The organism is Saccharothrix sp. BKS2 (genome assembly GCF_047689505.1).
In the GTDB taxonomy this organism is placed as follows: domain Bacteria; phylum Actinomycetota; class Actinomycetes; order Mycobacteriales; family Pseudonocardiaceae; genus Actinosynnema; species Actinosynnema lopnurensis.
The window spans coordinates 26196-41987 of record NZ_JAUQOL010000023.1 but is presented as its reverse complement, the minus strand read 5'-3'; the positions used below and the strand labels follow the sequence as shown (position 1 = coordinate 41987).

Below are 15792 nucleotides of genomic sequence, written 5' to 3'. Positions count from 1 at the left end.
ACCGCACCCGAAAACGGCGTCCCTCTCCACGGGCAATATTCACCCGAGGAGAGGGACGGTAGCGCTTCGGAGCGTCATCGCCCACCCCTCAACGGGTTAACGAAACAACACCTTGGCGGTTTCGTTGTCAATCGAGGGGTACGGACGGATGCGGCCGGAGCTCTCCCAACTCCGACTCCGGTCAGGCTACCCCGTCCTGCCGGGCTGCCAAGGCCACCGCGGCGGCCACTTCGGGCGCGACCCGGGGGTCCAGCGCGCTGGGCACGATCCGGTCGACGGCGAGGTCGTCGGCGGCGACCGCGGCGATGGCGTCCGCGGCGGCGAGCTTCATGCCCTCGGTGATCCGGCGGGCGCCGGCGTCCAGCGCGCCCCGGAAGATGCCGGGGAAGGCCAGCACGTTGTTGATCTGGTTGGGGAAGTCGCTGCGCCCGGTCGCGACCACGGCCGCGTGCCGCCCGGCGACCTCCGGGTGCACCTCGGGGTCGGGGTTGGACAGCGCGAACACGATCGCGTCGCCCGCCATGGCCGCGATCAGCTCCTCCTCCACCCGCGAGGAGGACACGCCGACGAACACGTCCGCGCCGCGCAGCGCCTCCGCGATGCCGCCGCGCAGGCCGCTCGCGTTGGTGACCTCGGCCAGCTCCGCCTTGACCGGGTTCAGCCCGTCGCGGCCCGCGTGCACGATGCCGCGCGAGTCGACCAGCGTCACCTCGCCCACGCCCGCCGCGAGCAGGATCCTCGCGCAGGCCACCCCGGCCGCGCCCACGCCGGAGATGACCACCCGCTGGTCGCCGACGCGCTTGCCGAGCACGGCGTTGGCGCCGCGCAGGGCCGCCAGCGCGACCACGGCGGTGCCGTGCTGGTCGTCGTGCATGACCGGCACGTCCAGGGCCTCGACGAGCCGGGCCTCCAGCTCGAAGCAGCGGGGCGCGGCGACGTCCTCCAGGTTGACCGCGCCGAAGGACGGGCGCAGCCGGACCAGCGTCTCCACGATCTCGTCCACGTCCGTGGTGTCGAGCACCAGCGGGATCGAGTCCAGGCCGCCGAAGGTCTTGAACAGCGCGGCCTTGCCCTCCATGACCGGGAGGGAGGCGCGGGGGCCGATGTCGCCCAGGCCGAGCACGGCCGTGCCGTCGCTGACCACCGCGACCAGGCGGTGCGCCCAGGTGTAGCGGGCGGCCAGGGCCGGGTCGTCGGCGATGGCGCGGCTGACCCGGGCCACGCCGGGCGTGTAGGCGATGGACAGGGCGCGGGGGTCGGCCAGCGAGGCGGTGGTGCCGACGCCGAGCTTGCCGCCCTCGTGCGCGGCGAAGATCTCGTCGTCGGTCAGCTCGGTCGTGAGCGGCTCGTTGACTGCGGTCACGGAAGTCCCTCCTGCGGTGCGCGAATGGCGGTGGCGCACCGGGACCGGCGTGGTCACGCGGGTCGACGGGGCCTGGCTGCGGGTCGGCCCACGCGGTCGCGGGGCCGCCCTGGAAGGCGGTGTGCGGGCAAGCATGGCAGCGCGGACGATCGCTGTCTGCGACGGGGATCACAGTCTTTTCGCAGGTCAGAGGCCATTTTCACGAGACGTACGTCCGGTTTTCTGGACCGACCGGTCAGTTTCCGCAGGCAGGATCGGTCAAGAATCGCCGGGCCCTAGGGTGTCCGGCATGAAGGCACGTGAGCTGAAAATTCCCGGGGCGTTCGAGTTCACCCCTTCGGTGTTCCCGGACGACCGAGGGCTGTTCGTCGCCCCCTTCCAGGCGGAGGCGTTCGAGGAGGCCGTGGGCCACCCGCTGCGGGTCGCGCAGACCAACCACAGCGAGTCCCGGCGCGGTGTGGTCCGGGGGCTGCACTACGCCACCGTGCCGCCGGGCCAGGCCAAGTACGTCCACTGCTCGCGCGGGCGGCTCCTGGACGTGATGTACGACCTGCGGGTCGGGTCGCCGACGTTCGGCGAGTGGGACGCCGCGGAGCTGTCGGCCGACCGGTTCAACGCGGTGTACCTGCCCGAGGGGCTGGGCCACGCGCTGATGTCGCTGGAGGACGGGTCGGTCGCCTCCTACCTGTGCTCGGAGGGCTTCAACCCGAAGGCGGAGCGCGGCGTCCACCCGCTGTCGGTGGAGCTGCCGTGGCCCGTCGACATCGAGCCGGTGCTGTCGCCGAAGGACGCGGCCGCGCCGACCCTGGAGGAGGCGCGGGTGGCGGGCCTGCTGCCCTCGTACGACGCCTGCCAGGCGTGGTACGCGCAGCTGAAGGGCTGAGACCGGACCACCGGCGTCCGGCGCGTCAGCCGGGCGCGTCAGCCGGGGCGTCGACGAAGCCGCCGCGGCCGGGGCCAGAGCCGGAACCGCACCGCGCCCACCACCTCCGCCGCGCCCAGCGCGCGCGAGTCGGTCGAGGCGAACGGGTTGTCCCCCTCCACGTGCCACCCGCCGGGGACCTCGCGAACCGCCCGCTTGACCGACAGCTGCGCGGGCCGCGCGGCCCACCTGACCAGCACCACGTCACCGGGCCGGGGCCGCCCCCCGTACCGGACCAGCACGACGTCCCCGCCGCGGAGGGTCGGCGCCATCGACGGCCCGACCACCCGAACCAGCGGCAACGGGTTGACCTCCGCACCACGCCCGTCCGGTGCCAACGATCACCTCCGCCTGCCCGCGCGACGCCCCCGGAGTAGGGTTCCGCACGTCGGAGCATCCACTGTCAGGGAGGAAAGATGCGACTTCTGTCGCGCATCCGTTCACTCCGCCGCCCACTCCCGGAGGCCACCGCGCACTGCGACCTCCCGTGCGGTGTGTACGACCCGGCTCAGGCCCGGATCGAGGCGGAGTCGGTCAAGGCGATCCAGGAGAAGTACCAGGCGAACGAGGACCCGGAGTTCCGGACCCGCGCTCTCCTGATCAAGGAGCAGCGCGCCGAGCTCGTGAAGCACCACCTGTGGGTGCTGTGGACCGACTACTTCAAGCCGCCGCACTTCGAGAAGTACCCGGAGCTGCACGAGCTGTTCAACAAGGCGACCAAGGCCGCCGGCGCGTCGGGCGCCAAGGGTTCCATGGACCCGGCCAAGGGGCAGGAACTGCTCGACCTGATCGCCCAGATCGACAAGATCTTCTGGGAGACCAAGGCCGCGGCCTGATCCACCTCGCACCACGACGACGCTGACCAGCGGGAACGCCTTCCGCTGGTCAGCGTCGTCGTGCGTCCACCACCGCCGTTGAGCGGTCGACGCCGTTCCGCGCTCACACCACCCTCCCCGCGCTCGTCGACGCCGAGCTGGTACCGATGGGCAGCCACCCGTACACCTCCTGCCGCCCGCACGACCGTGGTGCGTCCCGTCTGCGCGACCTGGGTTCGAACCGGTCGACCTCGTCCGCGGCGTCGCGCCGCCGACGGGCTTGGAGGAACCATGGCCAGGACCCGCCCGGAAGACCAGGACCTCGCCGCCCACGCCCCGGCGGGCCCCCGCGCCCGCCGCCACGTCGACGAGCCGACCCGCACAGCCCCGCCGCGGTCGGCCGGGCACGTCATCGGGCTCCAGCGCGCCGCGGGCAACGCCGCGGTCAGCCGGCTGGTCACCTGGGCCCCGCCGGTGCAGCGCCTGCCGTCGGACGACGTCGAGAACGCCGAGGCCAACCAGAAGTACGTGCGGGACACCGCGCACCCCGGGGTGCAGAGCGGCATGTCGATCGCCCACCGCGACAACCGCCGGCCGGGTCCGAAGAGCTACCGGAAGGCGGACCTCTCGGCCACCCTGGCGCAGGTCGAGAAGATCCTCAACGAGATGGAGCTCGTACACGCGACCACCGTCCGGGTGATCGACGTCCGGGTGAGCGATGAGGTGGACGACTCCGAGCGGATCACCGTCAAGGCGGTATTCGTCGACGCGACGGGCAGGTGGAAGGCCGAAGTCGGTTGAGGCATGTGTGGGGCGCGTCCCACCACCGCCGGCGACCGTCCGACCGTAAGATCGACGACGTGACGTCACACGTCTACCTCCTCCGGCACGGCCAGACCGAGTGGTCGGAGACCGGTCGCCACACCGGCCGCACCGACATCCCGCTGACGGAGGTCGGCGTGCAGCAGGCCCGCCGCGCCGGGGCCGTCCTCGCCCGCCTGCGCGGCACCGACCGGCCGCCCGCCCTGGTCCTGTCCAGCCCGCGCCAACGCGCCTGGCGCACCGCCGAGCTGGCCGGCCTCCACGAGGTGGAGCGCACCGAGGACCTGGGCGAGTGGGACTACGGCGACCACGAGGGCCTCACCACCCCGCAGATCCGCGAGACCGTGCCCGGCTGGACCGTGTGGACCCACCCGTCCCCCAACGGCGAGACCGCCGAGCAGGTGCACCGCCGCGCCACCGCGGTGCTCGACCGCGTTCGCCGGGCCCTGCGGGGCGGTGACGTGGTCCTCGTCGGCCACGGGCACTTCAGCCGCGTGCTCATCGCCGCCTGGCTGGAGCTGCCCCCGGACCAGGGCGTGCACTTCGGCCTCGACCCGGCGGGCACCGCGGTGCTCGGCGACGAGCGCGGCGACCCCCAGGTGCGCCGGCTGAACGTGCCCGCCTGGGAGGTCGACGTTGACTGACCCGCGCGTCCGCCGCGTCCGCCCGGACGACGTGCCGGCGATCGTGGCCCTGGTCGAGGAGCTGGCGGAGTACGAGCGCGCCCGCCACGAGTGCCGGCTGACCACCGAGCAGCTGCACGACGTCCTGTTCCGCCCGAACGCCTCCCTGTTCGGCCACGTGGCCGAAGTGGACGGTCGGGTCGTCGGCGTCGCCCTGTGGTTCCTCAACTTCTCCACCTGGCGCGGCACGCACGGCATCTACCTCGAAGACCTCTTCGTCCAGCCCGACCACCGCGGCGGCGGCCTCGGGCGGGCGCTGCTCCAGGCCCTCGCGGAGGAGTGCGCGCGGCAGGGCTACGCCCGGCTGGAGTGGGCGGTGCTCAACTGGAACGACCCGGCGATCGGCTTCTACCGGTCGCTCGGCGCGGTCCCGATGGACGAGTGGACCGTCTTCCGCCTCACCGACGACGCGCTCACCCGACTGGGACGGGACGGCTGACGGCGGCCTGCCGGACGATCCCGACCCACCACACGACCGTGAACGCGATGACGGTCGGGTTCTTCACGAACAGCAGCACGGCCAGGTAGGTCGGCGACGAGCCGAGCGACTCCAGGCCGACGTCGAAGACCAGGAACGCCGCCGTCAGCATCGCGCCCTGCCACAGCAGTGACCGCCGGTGGTGGGAGGCGAACGCGCGGGCGGCGGCCCACCTCGGTCGTTCACCGCGCACGGCCAGCCGCCACACCACGACCACCAGCGCGATCCGCGCCGCCAGCACCACCACCTCCGAGGCGAACCCCGCGACTCCGGGCAGGCCCCGGTTCACCGCCACCAGCCGCTGCACGGACGCGACCAGCGACAGGCCGACGACCACCGGCCAGTGCCGCAGGTAGAACCGCGCCGCCCACCTCGGCACCTCCAGCGCCAAGCGCAACTCAGCCACCCGAACAACCCCCTCTGCCGTCAAATATTTTAGTTCAGTGTACTGAAATATCAGCAGCGGTAAAGTGCCGGGCATGGGCGAAGGGAGCGAGGCGCGGGGCGAAGAGCAGGCCAGGACTCGGGACCAAGCACGTGACCAGGGGCGCGAGCTGAGCACCGCCGTGGTGGCCTTCCACGAGGCCGTGGGCGCGCACCTGGGCGTGACCGCGGTCGACCAGCGGGCGCTGGCACTCATCGCCGGCCGCGGCCCGATGACCGCGGGCGCCCTGGCCAAGGAGATCAACCTGACGCCGGGCGCGGTGACCGGCGTGGCCGACCGGCTCGAACGCGCGGGCCTGGTCCGCCGCGAACCCGACCCCGAGGACCGCCGGCGCGTGGTGATCACCGCCGTCCCCGGCGCGTTCGGGCAGGTCTTCGCGGGCCTGAGCGCCGCGATGGCGGAGCTCTCCGCCCGCTACACGCCCGAGGAGCAGCGGGTCATCGGGGACTGGGTGGTCCGCACCGTCGACGTGCTCAGGGAGCAGACGCGGCGGCTCACCGAGGGGCGCTCACCCGGGCCGCGGTGAGCCGACGCGCCGAGGAACCCGCGCTCACCACCCCCGGGCGGACGAGCGCTTCACCCCCACCGCGCCGTAGGCGACCGCTTCCGCGCCGCTCTCCGGCGCGCCCTCGCCGCGCCACCGGGTGGCCATCACCAGCCCCGGCTCCAGCAGCTCGTAGCCCGCGAACAGCGGCTCCAGCTCCGCCTTGGACCGCGCCACGATCGGGGACAGCGACTCGGCCGTCACGCCGACCAGCTGCTCCACCATCTCCGGCTGCTCGTCGGCGGTCAGGTGGCTCATCACCAGGTAGCTGCCGTCCGCGACCGCGTCCCGGTAGCGGGCGACCAGCTCGACGGGCCGGTCCGCGTCGCCGAGGTACGGCAGGATCGCGACCATCAGCACGGCCACCGGCTGGGACAGGTCGATCAGCCCGCGGACCTCGGGGGCGGACAGCACGGCGCCCACGTCCCGGATGTCGGCCTCCGCGATCGAGGCGCCCGGGTTGTCCCGCAGCATGGCGCGGCTGTGGGCGACGGTCGTGGGCTCGTTGTCCACGTACACCACGCGGCACGTCGGGTCGACCTGCTGGGCCACCTCGTGCACGTTGCCCGCGGTCGGGATGCCGGAGCCCAGGTCGAGGAACTGGCGGATGCCCGCGGCCACGCACACGCGCACCGTGCGGCGCAGGAACGCGCGGGTGTGCTGGACGATCTCCGCGGTCGGGATCTGCGGCATGGCCAGTTCGGCGAACCTGCGGTCGACCGCGAAGTTGTGCGCCCCGCCGAGGTAGTAGTCGAAGAGCCGGGCCACGTTGGGCCGTTCGACGTCGTCGTTCGTCGACACCCATCTCGGGGGGTTCTGCACTGCGCACCTCACCCTGCACGGCACCCGGAGTGGCGTGAACGCCTGCAGAACCGTATCTGGCTACTCCGTTCGTGTCCATCCGCCAATCGTGAACACGCAGGGTGATTGGAACTGGTGGGTGGGCCGGAACGGCCCGGGTGGTACCCCGACCGGGGGGCGGCGCAGGGGAAGACGGGATGTCCTGCCCCCCGGTCGGGAGCCTCGCGGTCAGACGCCGGCGTAGGAGCGGATCCAGTCGCGGTAGCGGGTGACGGCGGTGTAGTTCGACCGCGTGGAGCGGTCGGAGGTGGAGGCGACGCCGACCTGGTAGCGGCGGCCGTCGACCGGGCTGGTGGCGAACATCGGGCCGCCCGAGTCACCGCCGGCGGCGATGCCGTTGACGCGGGTCACCGAGATGGCGACGCCACCGCGGTAGTCGCGGCCGTTGACCGAGGTGACCCGGGTGTCGGCGTACTTGAGGTAGCGCGACTGGCAGTTGATCTCCGGCTGGTTGGTGCAGGTCGCGCCCCAGCCGTAGAGCTGCACGGTCTGGTTGACCGCCACGGCGGTGGTGGTGCCCAGCGGCGCGTAGGTGCCCGAGACGGACCGGTCCAGCCGCGCCAGCGCCAGGTCGACCGACGGGTGCTGGATGATCTGGGTCGCGGTGGCCATCGTGCCGCCGGTGGTCTGGTCCAGGCTGCCGATGCGGAACGTGTAGGTCCCCGAGGACGCCACGCAGTGCTGCGCGGTCAGGACCCAGGTCGGCGCGATGATGGTGGCCGAGCAGTTCTGCTGGCCGTTGCGGAACAGCCGGGCCGCCCAGGGCGCGTTGCTGGCCGTGCCGCCGCCGATGATGTACGGCTGGACGCCGTCGGTCTCCTGGGCGGAGGCCGTCGGCGCGACCGCCGTCAGGGCCAGCGCGGACAGCACTGCGGCGGTGGCTCCGACGGCCGCGGACAGGGCGCGAGTGAGTCGCATGGATTCGTCACCTCAACGAACGCAGGGAGTGGTGAATTCACCACCCACAGCGTCACTCGTTGGAGTGAGCGGGGCCACCCGCCGTTAGTAGGCGAGCGTCCAGACCATGGTCTGGGACCGAAAGACCTAATCGTCCTGTTCGTCCACACCCAGCGCCCAGCGGCGCACGGGGTTGGTGAACAGCAGGTACAGCGCCACCGCCGCGTAGACGCCCACCAGCGCGCCCCACAGCTGCTGCCCGGAGGGCCCGTAGGTGTACCAGGCCACGCCCAGGAGCAGCAGTTGCAGCACGACGGCCGGCGTCCGACCCCAGTGCCTGCCCAGCAGCAGCCCGATCGCGGCGGCGAGCACCCCGCCGCCGAGCACGGCGAAGTACGCCGCCTCGCCGAGCACCGCCCCCGCGTCCTCGACGCTGAACGACCGCACGACCAGGGCGACCGCGAACGCCAGCGCGGCCAGCGCCTCCAGGGCGGTCAGCGCGCCGGCCACCCGGACCGCCGCGGGTACCCCATTCCGGTTCGACACGCTGGGCCTTTCCTCACCGTGAGTACTCGTCACGCATCGTAGGCCACCCGGTTGGCGAGTCCCCTTCGGCCGCGCCAGGGGCGAAGATCAAGGGAGTCTTCGGCGAGCCGGCGGTCGGGCCGGGGTGCACTTGTCGCGGATGCTGGTCACGAGGCTCCGCAGCGCTCTGCGGGAAAGGAGAGCCTGCCCACTTCCGGGCATCCTGAACCTCCCTACCGGGTGAAGCGCGATCTGCCTCAGGTCACGCACTGTCCTACTCTGGGGTAGTGCGCGCACTTCTGGTGGTCAACCCGCAGGCGACGGCGACAACGCCCGGCGGTCGGGACGTGCTGGCGCACGCACTGGCCAGCGAGGTGAAGCTCGACGTCGTCGAGACCGATTACCGGGGGCACGCGGCGGACGCCGCCGCGGGAGCCGTCGTGGACGGGTACGACCTGGTGGTCGCGCACGGCGGCGACGGCACGGTGAACGAGGTCGTCAACGGCGTGCTGCGCGGTGGCGCGCGACCGGGGCTGCCGCTGCTCGGGGTCGTCCCCGGCGGCTCGGCCAACGTCTTCGCGGGCGCCCTGGGCCTGCCCCGCGACCCGGTCGAGGCGACCTACCGCCTGCTCCAGGCCATCGAGCACGGCACCAGCCGCCGGGTCAGCCTCGGCAAGGTCGCCTCCTCGGGCGGGGAGCTCGACCACGACCGCTGGTTCACCTTCAACGCGGGCGTCGGCTGGGACGCCGACGTGGTCGCCGAGGTGGAGCACCAGCGGGCCAGGGGCCTCCAGGCGTCGCCCGGCCTCTACGCGCGCACCGCGCTGGCCAGCTACTTCACCCAGCGCCGGCAGCCCGCCTGCCTGACCGTGCAGATCCCGGACGAACCGCCGTTCGAGGACGTGCGGCTGGCCTTCGTGTCGAACACCGATCCGTGGACCTACCTCGGCGACAAGGCGATCCGGCTCAACCCGAGCACGTCGTTCGACGGCGGTTTGGGCCTGTTCGCCCTGCACGGGATGGGTTTGCCCACGGTTTTGCGCTACGTCGCGCATCTTTTGACCACGGATGGGAACCCGAGGGGCGCGAACCTGCTCCGGCGTGACGACGTCGAGTACGTCCGGGTGACGACCCGGGAGCCTGTCAACCTGCAGGTGGACGGAGACCTGCTCGGGGAGTGCACCGAGGTGGAGTTCACGGGTGTGCCGGGTGCGCTGACCGTGGCGGTGTGACCACGTTCGTGTGACCGACGCGTGACCGTCACGCGATCGATCCGCGATGTTGTGGCCTGCGGTGATGCCTCTGCGTGAAACCACAGGTGAACTCAGTCGATCTTTCGGGTGAGTTCACTCACCGGGTTAGTGCTAACCCCTTGACATCCCGGCCGTTCGTGAAAGCATTCACAAGCACCCCAAAACCGACCGCTGACGACCGGCGCGCCTTTGCGCGCCTAGCTGAGGAGTAGTTCCAATGGACTGGCGCCACCGCGCGATCTGCCGCGACGAGGACCCCGAGCTGTTCTTCCCCGTTGGGAACAGCGGTCCTGCGCTCCTGCAGATCGCCGAGGCGAAGACCGTCTGCCGCCGTTGCCCCGTCGTCTCCGACTGCCTCTCGTGGGCACTGGAGAGCGGCCAGGACGCCGGCGTGTGGGGCGGGATGAGCGAAGACGAGCGTCGCGCCCTCAAGCGCCGCAACGCTCGCACCCGGGCTCGCAGCAACGCCTGAGCCGACAACACACAGCAGCGAAGGGCCCGACACCGTGCCAGGTGTCGGGCCCTTCGTTTGTGTTGCACACCCTCCCGCATGACCACGTGACCCCGCTGAGGCAGGTTGTCACGTGTGCACGGGGAGCAGTCTAACGCCGCGCTCTGAGGGGCACGCGCAGGACCGCCTCTGTACCGCCTTTGGGGCGACGCCGCAAGCTCAAGGAGCCCCTGAGTTCGGACTCCACCAGTGTCCGCACGATCTGCAACCCGAGGCGGTCGGTGCGCTCCAGCGAGAAGCCCTGCGGCAGGCCTCGGCCGTCGTCGGAGATCACCACGTCCAGCCACTTCGCCGACCGCTCGGCGTGCACCACGACCTCGCCGCGCTGGCCCGCCGCGTACGCGTGCTCGAAGGCGTTCTGCACCAGCTCGGTCAGCACCATCACCAGCGGCGTGGCCAGCTCGGCGGGCACGATGCCGAACGGCCCGTCCCGGCGCACCACCACCTGGGACTCGGTGGCCGCGACGTCGGACATCATCGGGATGACCCTGTCCACCACCTCGTCCAGGTCCACCCGCTCGTCCACCGACATCGACAGCGTCTCGTGCACGAGCGCGATCGAGGTGACCCGGCGCACCGACTCGGCCAGCGCCTCGCGGGCCTCCTCGCTGCTGGTCCGGCGGCTCTGGAGGCGCAGCAGCGCGGCCACCGTCTGGAGGTTGTTCTTCACCCGGTGGTGGATCTCGCGGATCGTCGCGTCCTTGGACATCAGCGCCCGGTCCCGCCGGCGGACCTCGGTGACGTCCCGGCACAGCACCAGCGCACCCGCCGCGCTGCCCCGCGGCCGCAGCGGCAGCGCCCGGAACAGCACCGCCGCGCCCCGGCGCGACTCGGCCTCGATGCGCATCGACGGCTGGCCGTCCAGCGCCGACCGGATGCGCTGGGCGACCTCGGTGGCGTCGAACGGGTCCCCGATCAGCGACCGCGTCAACGGCGCCAGGTGCACGCCCACCAGGTCCGAGGCGTGACCCATGCGGTGGTAGGCGCTGAGCGCGTTGGGGCTCGCGAACACCACCGCGCCCGACGCGTCGAGCCTGATCAGACCGTCACCGACGCGCGGGCTCGTGTGCACGTCCGGTGAGGGCTCGGTGGTCGGGAACGTGCCGTCGGAGATCATCTGGCACAGGTCGGCGGCGCTGCCCAGGTAGGAGATCTCCAGCGGGCTCGGCACCCTCGGCACGGCCAGGTTGGTGTTGCGGCTGAGCACCGCGATGACCTCGTCGTTCCGCTTGACCGGGATGGCCTCGCGGCGCACCGGGACGCCCAGGTGCCAGCGCGGGTCCTCCTCGCGGCAGATCCGCCGCTCGGAGATGGCGCGCCGCAGCTGCGGGTGCTCGTCGACGTCGACCGTGCTCCCCACGACGTCCTCGGGGTGCGCCGTCGGCGCCGTGGTCGGCCGGGCCTGGGCGACGCACAGGAACTCGCGGTCGTCCAGCGGCACCCACATCAGGAAGTCCGCGAAGCTCAGGTCCGAGAGCAGCTGCCACTCCGCGACCACCAGCTGGAGGTGGTCGACGGCGGCGCCGGAGAGCTTGGTGTGCTCGGCGAGCAGATCGGTGAGCGTGGACAGCTACTCCACCACCGCGATCAGGTCGCCCTCCTGCACCACGTCGCCGGGCGCGACCGCGATGCGGGTGATCCTGCCGGAGCCCTCCGGGAGGACCGGGATCTCCATCTTCATGCTCTCCAGGACCACCACGGTGGTCTCGTGGTCGACCTCGTCGCCCTCCCGGACGGAGATCTGCGCCACGTTGGCGACGATCTCGGCGCGAATCTCCTCGGCCATGGCCCTCCTTCGCTCGGGTGCAATCCAACCACGGTTCAGGCCCGGTGATGGGCGGATCAGGGGTCGTGACACACTGACGTGAGGTAGTTCGAGCACTAGGAGAACCCCATGTCGAAGCGTGCCCGCAAGCGCCGCGACCGCAAGAAGGGCGGCGCCAACCACGGGAAGCGCCCCAACGCCTGACCCGTCGTTCGGCGGTGTGGTGTCGCGAAGGCCCCGGAGCTGCGGCTCTCGGGGCCTTCGGTTTTCTGGGGGTCGGTGGGTTGGATGGCCGTGCGGGGTAGGGGCGCGTTAGGGGTCGGGCGGCGCCGGACCCTGCGACTTTGTCGCACGACCGGGTGAAGCAGACCCGGAGATGTACGGAAACGCTGTTACGCCCATCGGTTGTCAATGAAATGGAGTCCCGGGCAACCACCCCGCTCGCCCCGCACCCCGCACACCCCCGCCCAGCGCACCCTCACCGCGCTCACTTCACCCCGCGCACCCTCACCGCCGGGGGAACAGGGACCGAGGCGCGGCGAGCGAGTCGGTGAGCGTGATGCACTGCCCCGCGATGCCGGCGGCGAGCGTGGGCAGGAACGGCGTCAGCTCGGTCGCCAGCACGCGGCAGGCCGTGAGCAGGACGGCCAGCACGGCGTCGAGCCGGTCACGGGCGTCGCGGCCACCGGCGCGGTCGGCACGGGCCAGGTCCCACGGGCGGGCGCGGTCGGCGTAGCGACGGGCCTGCTCGACGATCCGCCACACCGCGTCGGTGGCCCGCCGGAAGTCGAACGAGGCCAGCGCCTCGCGGACCTGCTCGGGCGCGGCGCGGCAGGCGGCGAGCAGGGGCTCGGCGCCCGCCGGCGGGTCGGCGACGGGCGGTCGGCCGGCGCGGTAGCGGTGGACCATGGTGGTGACGCGGTCGACGAGGGCGCCGAGGGCGGTGGCCAGGTCGTCGTTGGCGAGGGTGACCGAGCGGTTGGCCGTGGAGGTCGTCGGGCGGTCGGCGGCCGGGGGTGTCGGGTGGTCGGTCGGGTGATCGGTGGAGGTGGGCGGGCCGTCGGGTGTTGTCGGCAGGTGGGTGGCGGGGTTCGGTGCGGCGGGGTTCGGCGCGGTGGCGTCCGGCGCGGTGCGCAGCAGCCACCACCGCACGGCGTCGGCGCCGTGGTGTTCGGCCAGGCCGGCGAGGTCCGGGCCGGTCGGATCGGAGCCTGGCCGACCAGGGCCGGTCGGGTCGGTGCCGGTCAGCCCGAGGCCGGTCGGGTCGAGGTCAGTCAGCCCAAGCCCCGTCAGCCCAAGCTCTGTCAGCCCAAGCCCACCTACCGGCTCGTGGGCGTAGACGTCCGTCGGCAGCGGTAACCCCGCCGACAGCAGCACCGCAGGCCACAGCATCGCGTGCAGCCGCAACCCGTCCGCGCCGACCACGTGCACCCGCCGGTCGCTCTCCAGCCACCAGCGCCGGTGGTTGGGGCCGTCCGCGCCGTACCCGAGGCCGGTCACGCCGGTCGCCACGTCCCACCACCGCTCCAGCGCCAGGCCGGGGTGGTCGGGCACCGGCACGCCCCGACCGGCGGGGCCGGCCGCGCGCACGTCCGGCAGCCCGGCGGCGAGCAGCTCCAGCACCTCGTCGCGGCGGGCGGCGGGCGCGATCCGCAGCTCACCGGCCGCGATCAGCTCGCGGAGCCGCCCGGTGTGCCTCGACAGCCGGAACGACCACTCGTCCCCCGGCCCCCGGCTCAGGTCGCCCGCCGCCTCGCACGCGCGCCACAGGCGTGCCACGCCGGCGTGGTGCGCGGGGTCCTCCGGGGTGACGGTGTCGGTGGACGACAGGGCCAGCAGGTCCCTGGTGCCACGATCGGGTGAGACGAGCAGGAAGCGGACCCGGTCGCCCCGCAGGCGGTGGTGGCGGGCCAGCACGTCGGCCGGCACCTCGGCCCGCGCGGGGTCCAGGTGCGAGGTGGTCACGTAGAACCGCGGCATCGGCCCTCCCGGGGTCGGCCGCGCGACCGTAGCAACGGGCCGCGTCGCGCGCACCGGGGTTTCCGGGCGCCCCCCGGTGACGCGAACGGCGCCGGACCACGAGGAGGTCCGGCGCCGTTCTGCGGGCTCGCGTCAGTCCGAGGAGGACCGGGAGGGCTGGGAGGACTGGGAAGACCGGGACGAGGACGGCGCGGCGGCGGCCCGGGTGGTCGTCGTGATCTCGACCTCGACCTCGACGGTGCCCTCGCCGGTCGTCTGGAACAGGTGGGCGCGCAGGCGCCGCTTCAGCTCCTCGGGCGCGAGCTCGCCGCCGCACTTGCGGGCCAGCAGCGCCTTCAGGTGCTCCTCGATGCCGTACTGCTCCAGGCACGGGTGGCACTCGTCCAGGTGGGACTGGAGGAGTTCCTTGCGCCGCTGGTCGCACTCGTGGTCCAGGAACAGCCAGACCTCGGACAGGACCTCGGAGCAGTCGGTCTCGTGCGGTTCGCCGCAGCTCATCGTCCCGCCACCTCCCGGCTGCCGTCGCGGAGGAAGCCGCGTTCGCGCGCGACGTCCGCCAGCTGCTCGCGCAACTGCCTGCGGCCCCGGTGCAACCGGGACATCACGGTGCCGATCGGGGTGCCCATGATGTCTGCGATCTCCTTGTACGCGAAGCCTTCGACGTCCGCGAGGTAGACCGCGATCCGGAACTCCTCGGGCAGTCTCTGGAGGGCGTCCTTGACGTCCGAGTCGGGCAGCCGGTCGAGCGCGTCCACTTCGGCCGACCGCAGCCCGGACGACGTGTGGCTCTCCGCCTGGGCCAACTGCCAGTCGGTGATCTCGTCGGTGGGCTGCTGGAGCGGCTGGCGCTGCTTCTTGCGGTAGCCGTTGATGTAGGTGTTCGTGAGGATCCGGTACAGCCACGCCTTGAGGTTGGTGCCCTCGGCGAACGACTGGAACGCCGCGTACGCCTTGAGGAAGGTCTCCTGCACCAGGTCCTCGGCGTCGGCCGGGTTGCGGGTCATCCGCAGGGCCGCCGAGTACAGCTGGTCGAGCATCGGCATGGCGTCGCGTTCGAACCTGGCTGCGCGCTCGGCCGAGGTCTCGTCGCTAGGCGGGACCTGCGTTCGCGTGGCTGGCACCGCGCTCCCTTCCCACCTGCCGGTCAGCGCGGTGGACGTCGTCTGGGACGCGTTCGAGGATACGCGGCGGGCGGTGGGACGGCAGTGAGCCGAACCACGCGGCGGGCGCGCCTTCCCCGGTCGCCCGACGTCCGCCCGTCCGCCGGTCGGCCGTGCCGTGACCGACTGCCCGACCCGCTGGTCCTTCACCTCGGTAGCCACGTCCCGAGCAACGCGGGCGCCTCGGCGGGCATTCCCTCCACTAGGGTGCGCGATCATGGCCGGACGCGGGACGCCCGCCACCGCGTTGCTGGACAAGCAGAAGGTGGCCCACGAGCTGCACACCTACGAGCACGACCCCCGGCACGAGTCCTACGGGCTGGAGGCGGCCGAAGCGCTCGGGATCTCACCCGAACGCGTGTTCAAGACGCTGGTGGCGGAGGTGGACGGCAGGCTGGCGGTGGGTGTGGTGCCGGTCACCGGTCAGCTGGACCTGAAGGCGCTGGCGGCGGCGCTGAAGGGCAAGAAGGCGAGGATGGCCGACGTGGCGGCGGCCGAGCGGGCCACCGGGTACGTGGCGGGCGGCATCTCGCCGCTGGGGCAGAAGAAGCGACTGCCGGTGGTGGTGGACGCTTCGGTCGAGTCCTTCGGGACCGTCTACTGCTCGGCGGGTCGGCGCGGGCTGGAGGTCGAGCTCGCGCCGGCGGACCTGGTGCGCCTGACCCAGGCGGTGGTGGCCCCGATCGCGGGCTGACCCCGGGTCAGGAGGTCAGGGCCGGAAGCCCGACGACCCCCGACCCACCGGCCTCCGACCCATCGGTCCCCGAT

General features: G+C 72.5%; 21 protein-coding genes. 10 read left to right on the top strand and 11 right to left on the bottom strand.

The window, feature by feature from the left end:
- Positions 1-181: 181 nt before the first annotated feature.
- Entirely contained in the window at positions 182-1363 is a 1182-nt protein-coding gene (locus Q5530_RS34815) for an NAD(P)-dependent malic enzyme (RefSeq protein ID WP_415367077.1), read from the bottom strand.
- Positions 1364-1652: 289 nt separating this feature from the next.
- On the opposite strand from Q5530_RS34815, the gene Q5530_RS34810 reads away from it, so the two are divergent.
- On the top strand, positions 1653-2246 hold the full coding sequence (locus Q5530_RS34810; RefSeq protein ID WP_415367076.1) for a dTDP-4-dehydrorhamnose 3,5-epimerase family protein: 594 nt from the start codon (positions 1653-1655) through the stop codon (positions 2244-2246).
- Between the two features lie 38 nt (positions 2247-2284).
- Here Q5530_RS34810 and Q5530_RS34805 read toward each other — a convergent pair whose 3' ends face one another.
- The gene (locus tag Q5530_RS34805; RefSeq protein ID WP_415367075.1) at positions 2285-2587 is read right to left on the bottom strand and encodes a S26 family signal peptidase; all 303 of its coding nucleotides are present in this window, start codon (positions 2585-2587) and stop codon (positions 2285-2287) included.
- A gap of 114 nt (positions 2588-2701) precedes the next feature.
- On the opposite strand from Q5530_RS34805, the gene sodN reads away from it, so the two are divergent.
- The 4 genes from sodN (at position 2702) to Q5530_RS34785 (ending at position 5044) form a co-directional block, all read left to right on the top strand.
- Positions 2702-3121, top strand: a complete 420-nt coding sequence (gene sodN, locus Q5530_RS34800; RefSeq protein ID WP_415367074.1) for a superoxide dismutase, Ni — start codon at positions 2702-2704, stop codon at positions 3119-3121.
- A gap of 270 nt (positions 3122-3391) precedes the next feature.
- Positions 3392-3901, top strand: a complete 510-nt coding sequence (locus Q5530_RS34795) for a hypothetical protein (RefSeq protein WP_415367073.1) — start codon at positions 3392-3394, stop codon at positions 3899-3901.
- A 59-nt stretch (positions 3902-3960) separates the two neighbouring features.
- Positions 3961-4566, top strand: a complete 606-nt coding sequence (locus Q5530_RS34790) for a histidine phosphatase family protein (protein WP_380635896.1) — start codon at positions 3961-3963, stop codon at positions 4564-4566.
- The gene (locus Q5530_RS34785; protein WP_415367072.1) at positions 4559-5044 is read left to right on the top strand and encodes a GNAT family N-acetyltransferase; all 486 of its coding nucleotides are present in this window, start codon (positions 4559-4561) and stop codon (positions 5042-5044) included. The genes Q5530_RS34790 and Q5530_RS34785 overlap by 8 nt, the downstream gene beginning before the upstream one ends.
- Here the strand turns inward: Q5530_RS34785 and Q5530_RS34780 are convergent.
- Positions 5019-5489 carry a hypothetical protein gene (locus tag Q5530_RS34780; protein WP_415367071.1) on the bottom strand — a complete coding sequence of 157 codons (471 nt, stop codon included), beginning with the start codon at positions 5487-5489 and terminating at the stop codon, positions 5019-5021. The genes Q5530_RS34785 and Q5530_RS34780 overlap by 26 nt on opposite strands.
- Positions 5490-5562: 73 nt before the next feature.
- On the opposite strand from Q5530_RS34780, the gene Q5530_RS34775 reads away from it, so the two are divergent.
- Positions 5563-6054 (top strand): MarR family transcriptional regulator, encoded by a 492-nt coding sequence (locus Q5530_RS34775; protein WP_415367070.1) that lies wholly within the window; start codon positions 5563-5565, stop codon positions 6052-6054.
- 24 nt (positions 6055-6078) lie between these two features.
- Here Q5530_RS34775 and Q5530_RS34770 read toward each other — a convergent pair whose 3' ends face one another.
- The 3 genes from Q5530_RS34770 to Q5530_RS34760 all read right to left on the bottom strand — a co-directional run bounded on the left by Q5530_RS34770 (position 6079) and on the right by Q5530_RS34760 (position 8376).
- Positions 6079-6873, bottom strand: a complete 795-nt coding sequence (locus Q5530_RS34770; RefSeq protein ID WP_415367069.1) for an SAM-dependent methyltransferase — start codon at positions 6871-6873, stop codon at positions 6079-6081.
- 228 nt (positions 6874-7101) lie between these two features.
- Positions 7102-7851: a S1 family peptidase gene (locus Q5530_RS34765; RefSeq protein WP_415367067.1), complete on the bottom strand. Its 750-nt coding sequence runs from the start codon at positions 7849-7851 to the stop codon at positions 7102-7104.
- Positions 7852-7977: 126 nt separating this feature from the next.
- On the bottom strand, positions 7978-8376 hold the full coding sequence (locus Q5530_RS34760; protein ID WP_380635885.1) for a hypothetical protein: 399 nt from the start codon (positions 8374-8376) through the stop codon (positions 7978-7980).
- Positions 8377-8642: 266 nt separating this feature from the next.
- On the opposite strand from Q5530_RS34760, the gene Q5530_RS34755 reads away from it, so the two are divergent.
- Both Q5530_RS34755 and Q5530_RS34750 read left to right on the top strand, forming a co-directional pair.
- Positions 8643-9587, top strand: coding sequence for a diacylglycerol/lipid kinase family protein (locus Q5530_RS34755; protein WP_415367066.1), 945 nt, complete (start codon positions 8643-8645; stop codon positions 9585-9587).
- A 238-nt stretch (positions 9588-9825) separates the two neighbouring features.
- Positions 9826-10080, top strand: a complete 255-nt coding sequence (locus tag Q5530_RS34750; protein WP_053719541.1) for a WhiB family transcriptional regulator — start codon at positions 9826-9828, stop codon at positions 10078-10080.
- 130 nt (positions 10081-10210) lie between these two features.
- Here Q5530_RS34750 and Q5530_RS34745 read toward each other — a convergent pair whose 3' ends face one another.
- Both Q5530_RS34745 and Q5530_RS34740 read right to left on the bottom strand, forming a co-directional pair.
- A complete protein-coding gene (locus tag Q5530_RS34745; protein WP_415367140.1) occupies positions 10211-11689 on the bottom strand; it encodes a sensor histidine kinase in 1479 nt (492 codons plus the stop codon).
- A complete protein-coding gene (locus Q5530_RS34740) occupies positions 11690-11905 on the bottom strand; it encodes a biotin/lipoyl-binding carrier protein (RefSeq protein WP_415367065.1) in 216 nt (71 codons plus the stop codon).
- Between the two features lie 108 nt (positions 11906-12013).
- Here Q5530_RS34740 and Q5530_RS34735 point away from each other — a divergent pair, with 108 nt between their 5' ends.
- The gene (locus tag Q5530_RS34735; protein WP_096498094.1) at positions 12014-12088 is read left to right on the top strand and encodes a 50S ribosomal protein bL37; all 75 of its coding nucleotides are present in this window, start codon (positions 12014-12016) and stop codon (positions 12086-12088) included.
- 303 nt (positions 12089-12391) lie between these two features.
- On the opposite strand, the gene Q5530_RS34730 is transcribed toward Q5530_RS34735, so the two are convergent.
- The 3 genes from Q5530_RS34730 to Q5530_RS34720 form a co-directional block, all read right to left on the bottom strand.
- Entirely contained in the window at positions 12392-13864 is a 1473-nt protein-coding gene (locus tag Q5530_RS34730) for a class I tRNA ligase family protein (protein WP_415367064.1), read from the bottom strand.
- A 132-nt stretch (positions 13865-13996) separates the two neighbouring features.
- The gene (gene rsrA, locus Q5530_RS34725) at positions 13997-14362 is read right to left on the bottom strand and encodes a mycothiol system anti-sigma-R factor (protein WP_415367063.1); all 366 of its coding nucleotides are present in this window, start codon (positions 14360-14362) and stop codon (positions 13997-13999) included.
- Positions 14359-14985 (bottom strand): sigma-70 family RNA polymerase sigma factor, encoded by a 627-nt coding sequence (locus Q5530_RS34720; protein WP_380635874.1) that lies wholly within the window; start codon positions 14983-14985, stop codon positions 14359-14361. The genes rsrA and Q5530_RS34720 overlap by 4 nt, the downstream gene beginning before the upstream one ends.
- Before the next feature lie 256 nt (positions 14986-15241).
- Between Q5530_RS34720 and ybaK the strand changes: the two genes are divergently transcribed.
- Positions 15242-15718 (top strand): Cys-tRNA(Pro) deacylase, encoded by a 477-nt coding sequence (ybaK, locus tag Q5530_RS34715; RefSeq protein WP_380635872.1) that lies wholly within the window; start codon positions 15242-15244, stop codon positions 15716-15718.
- Positions 15719-15792: the final 74 nt, after the last annotated feature.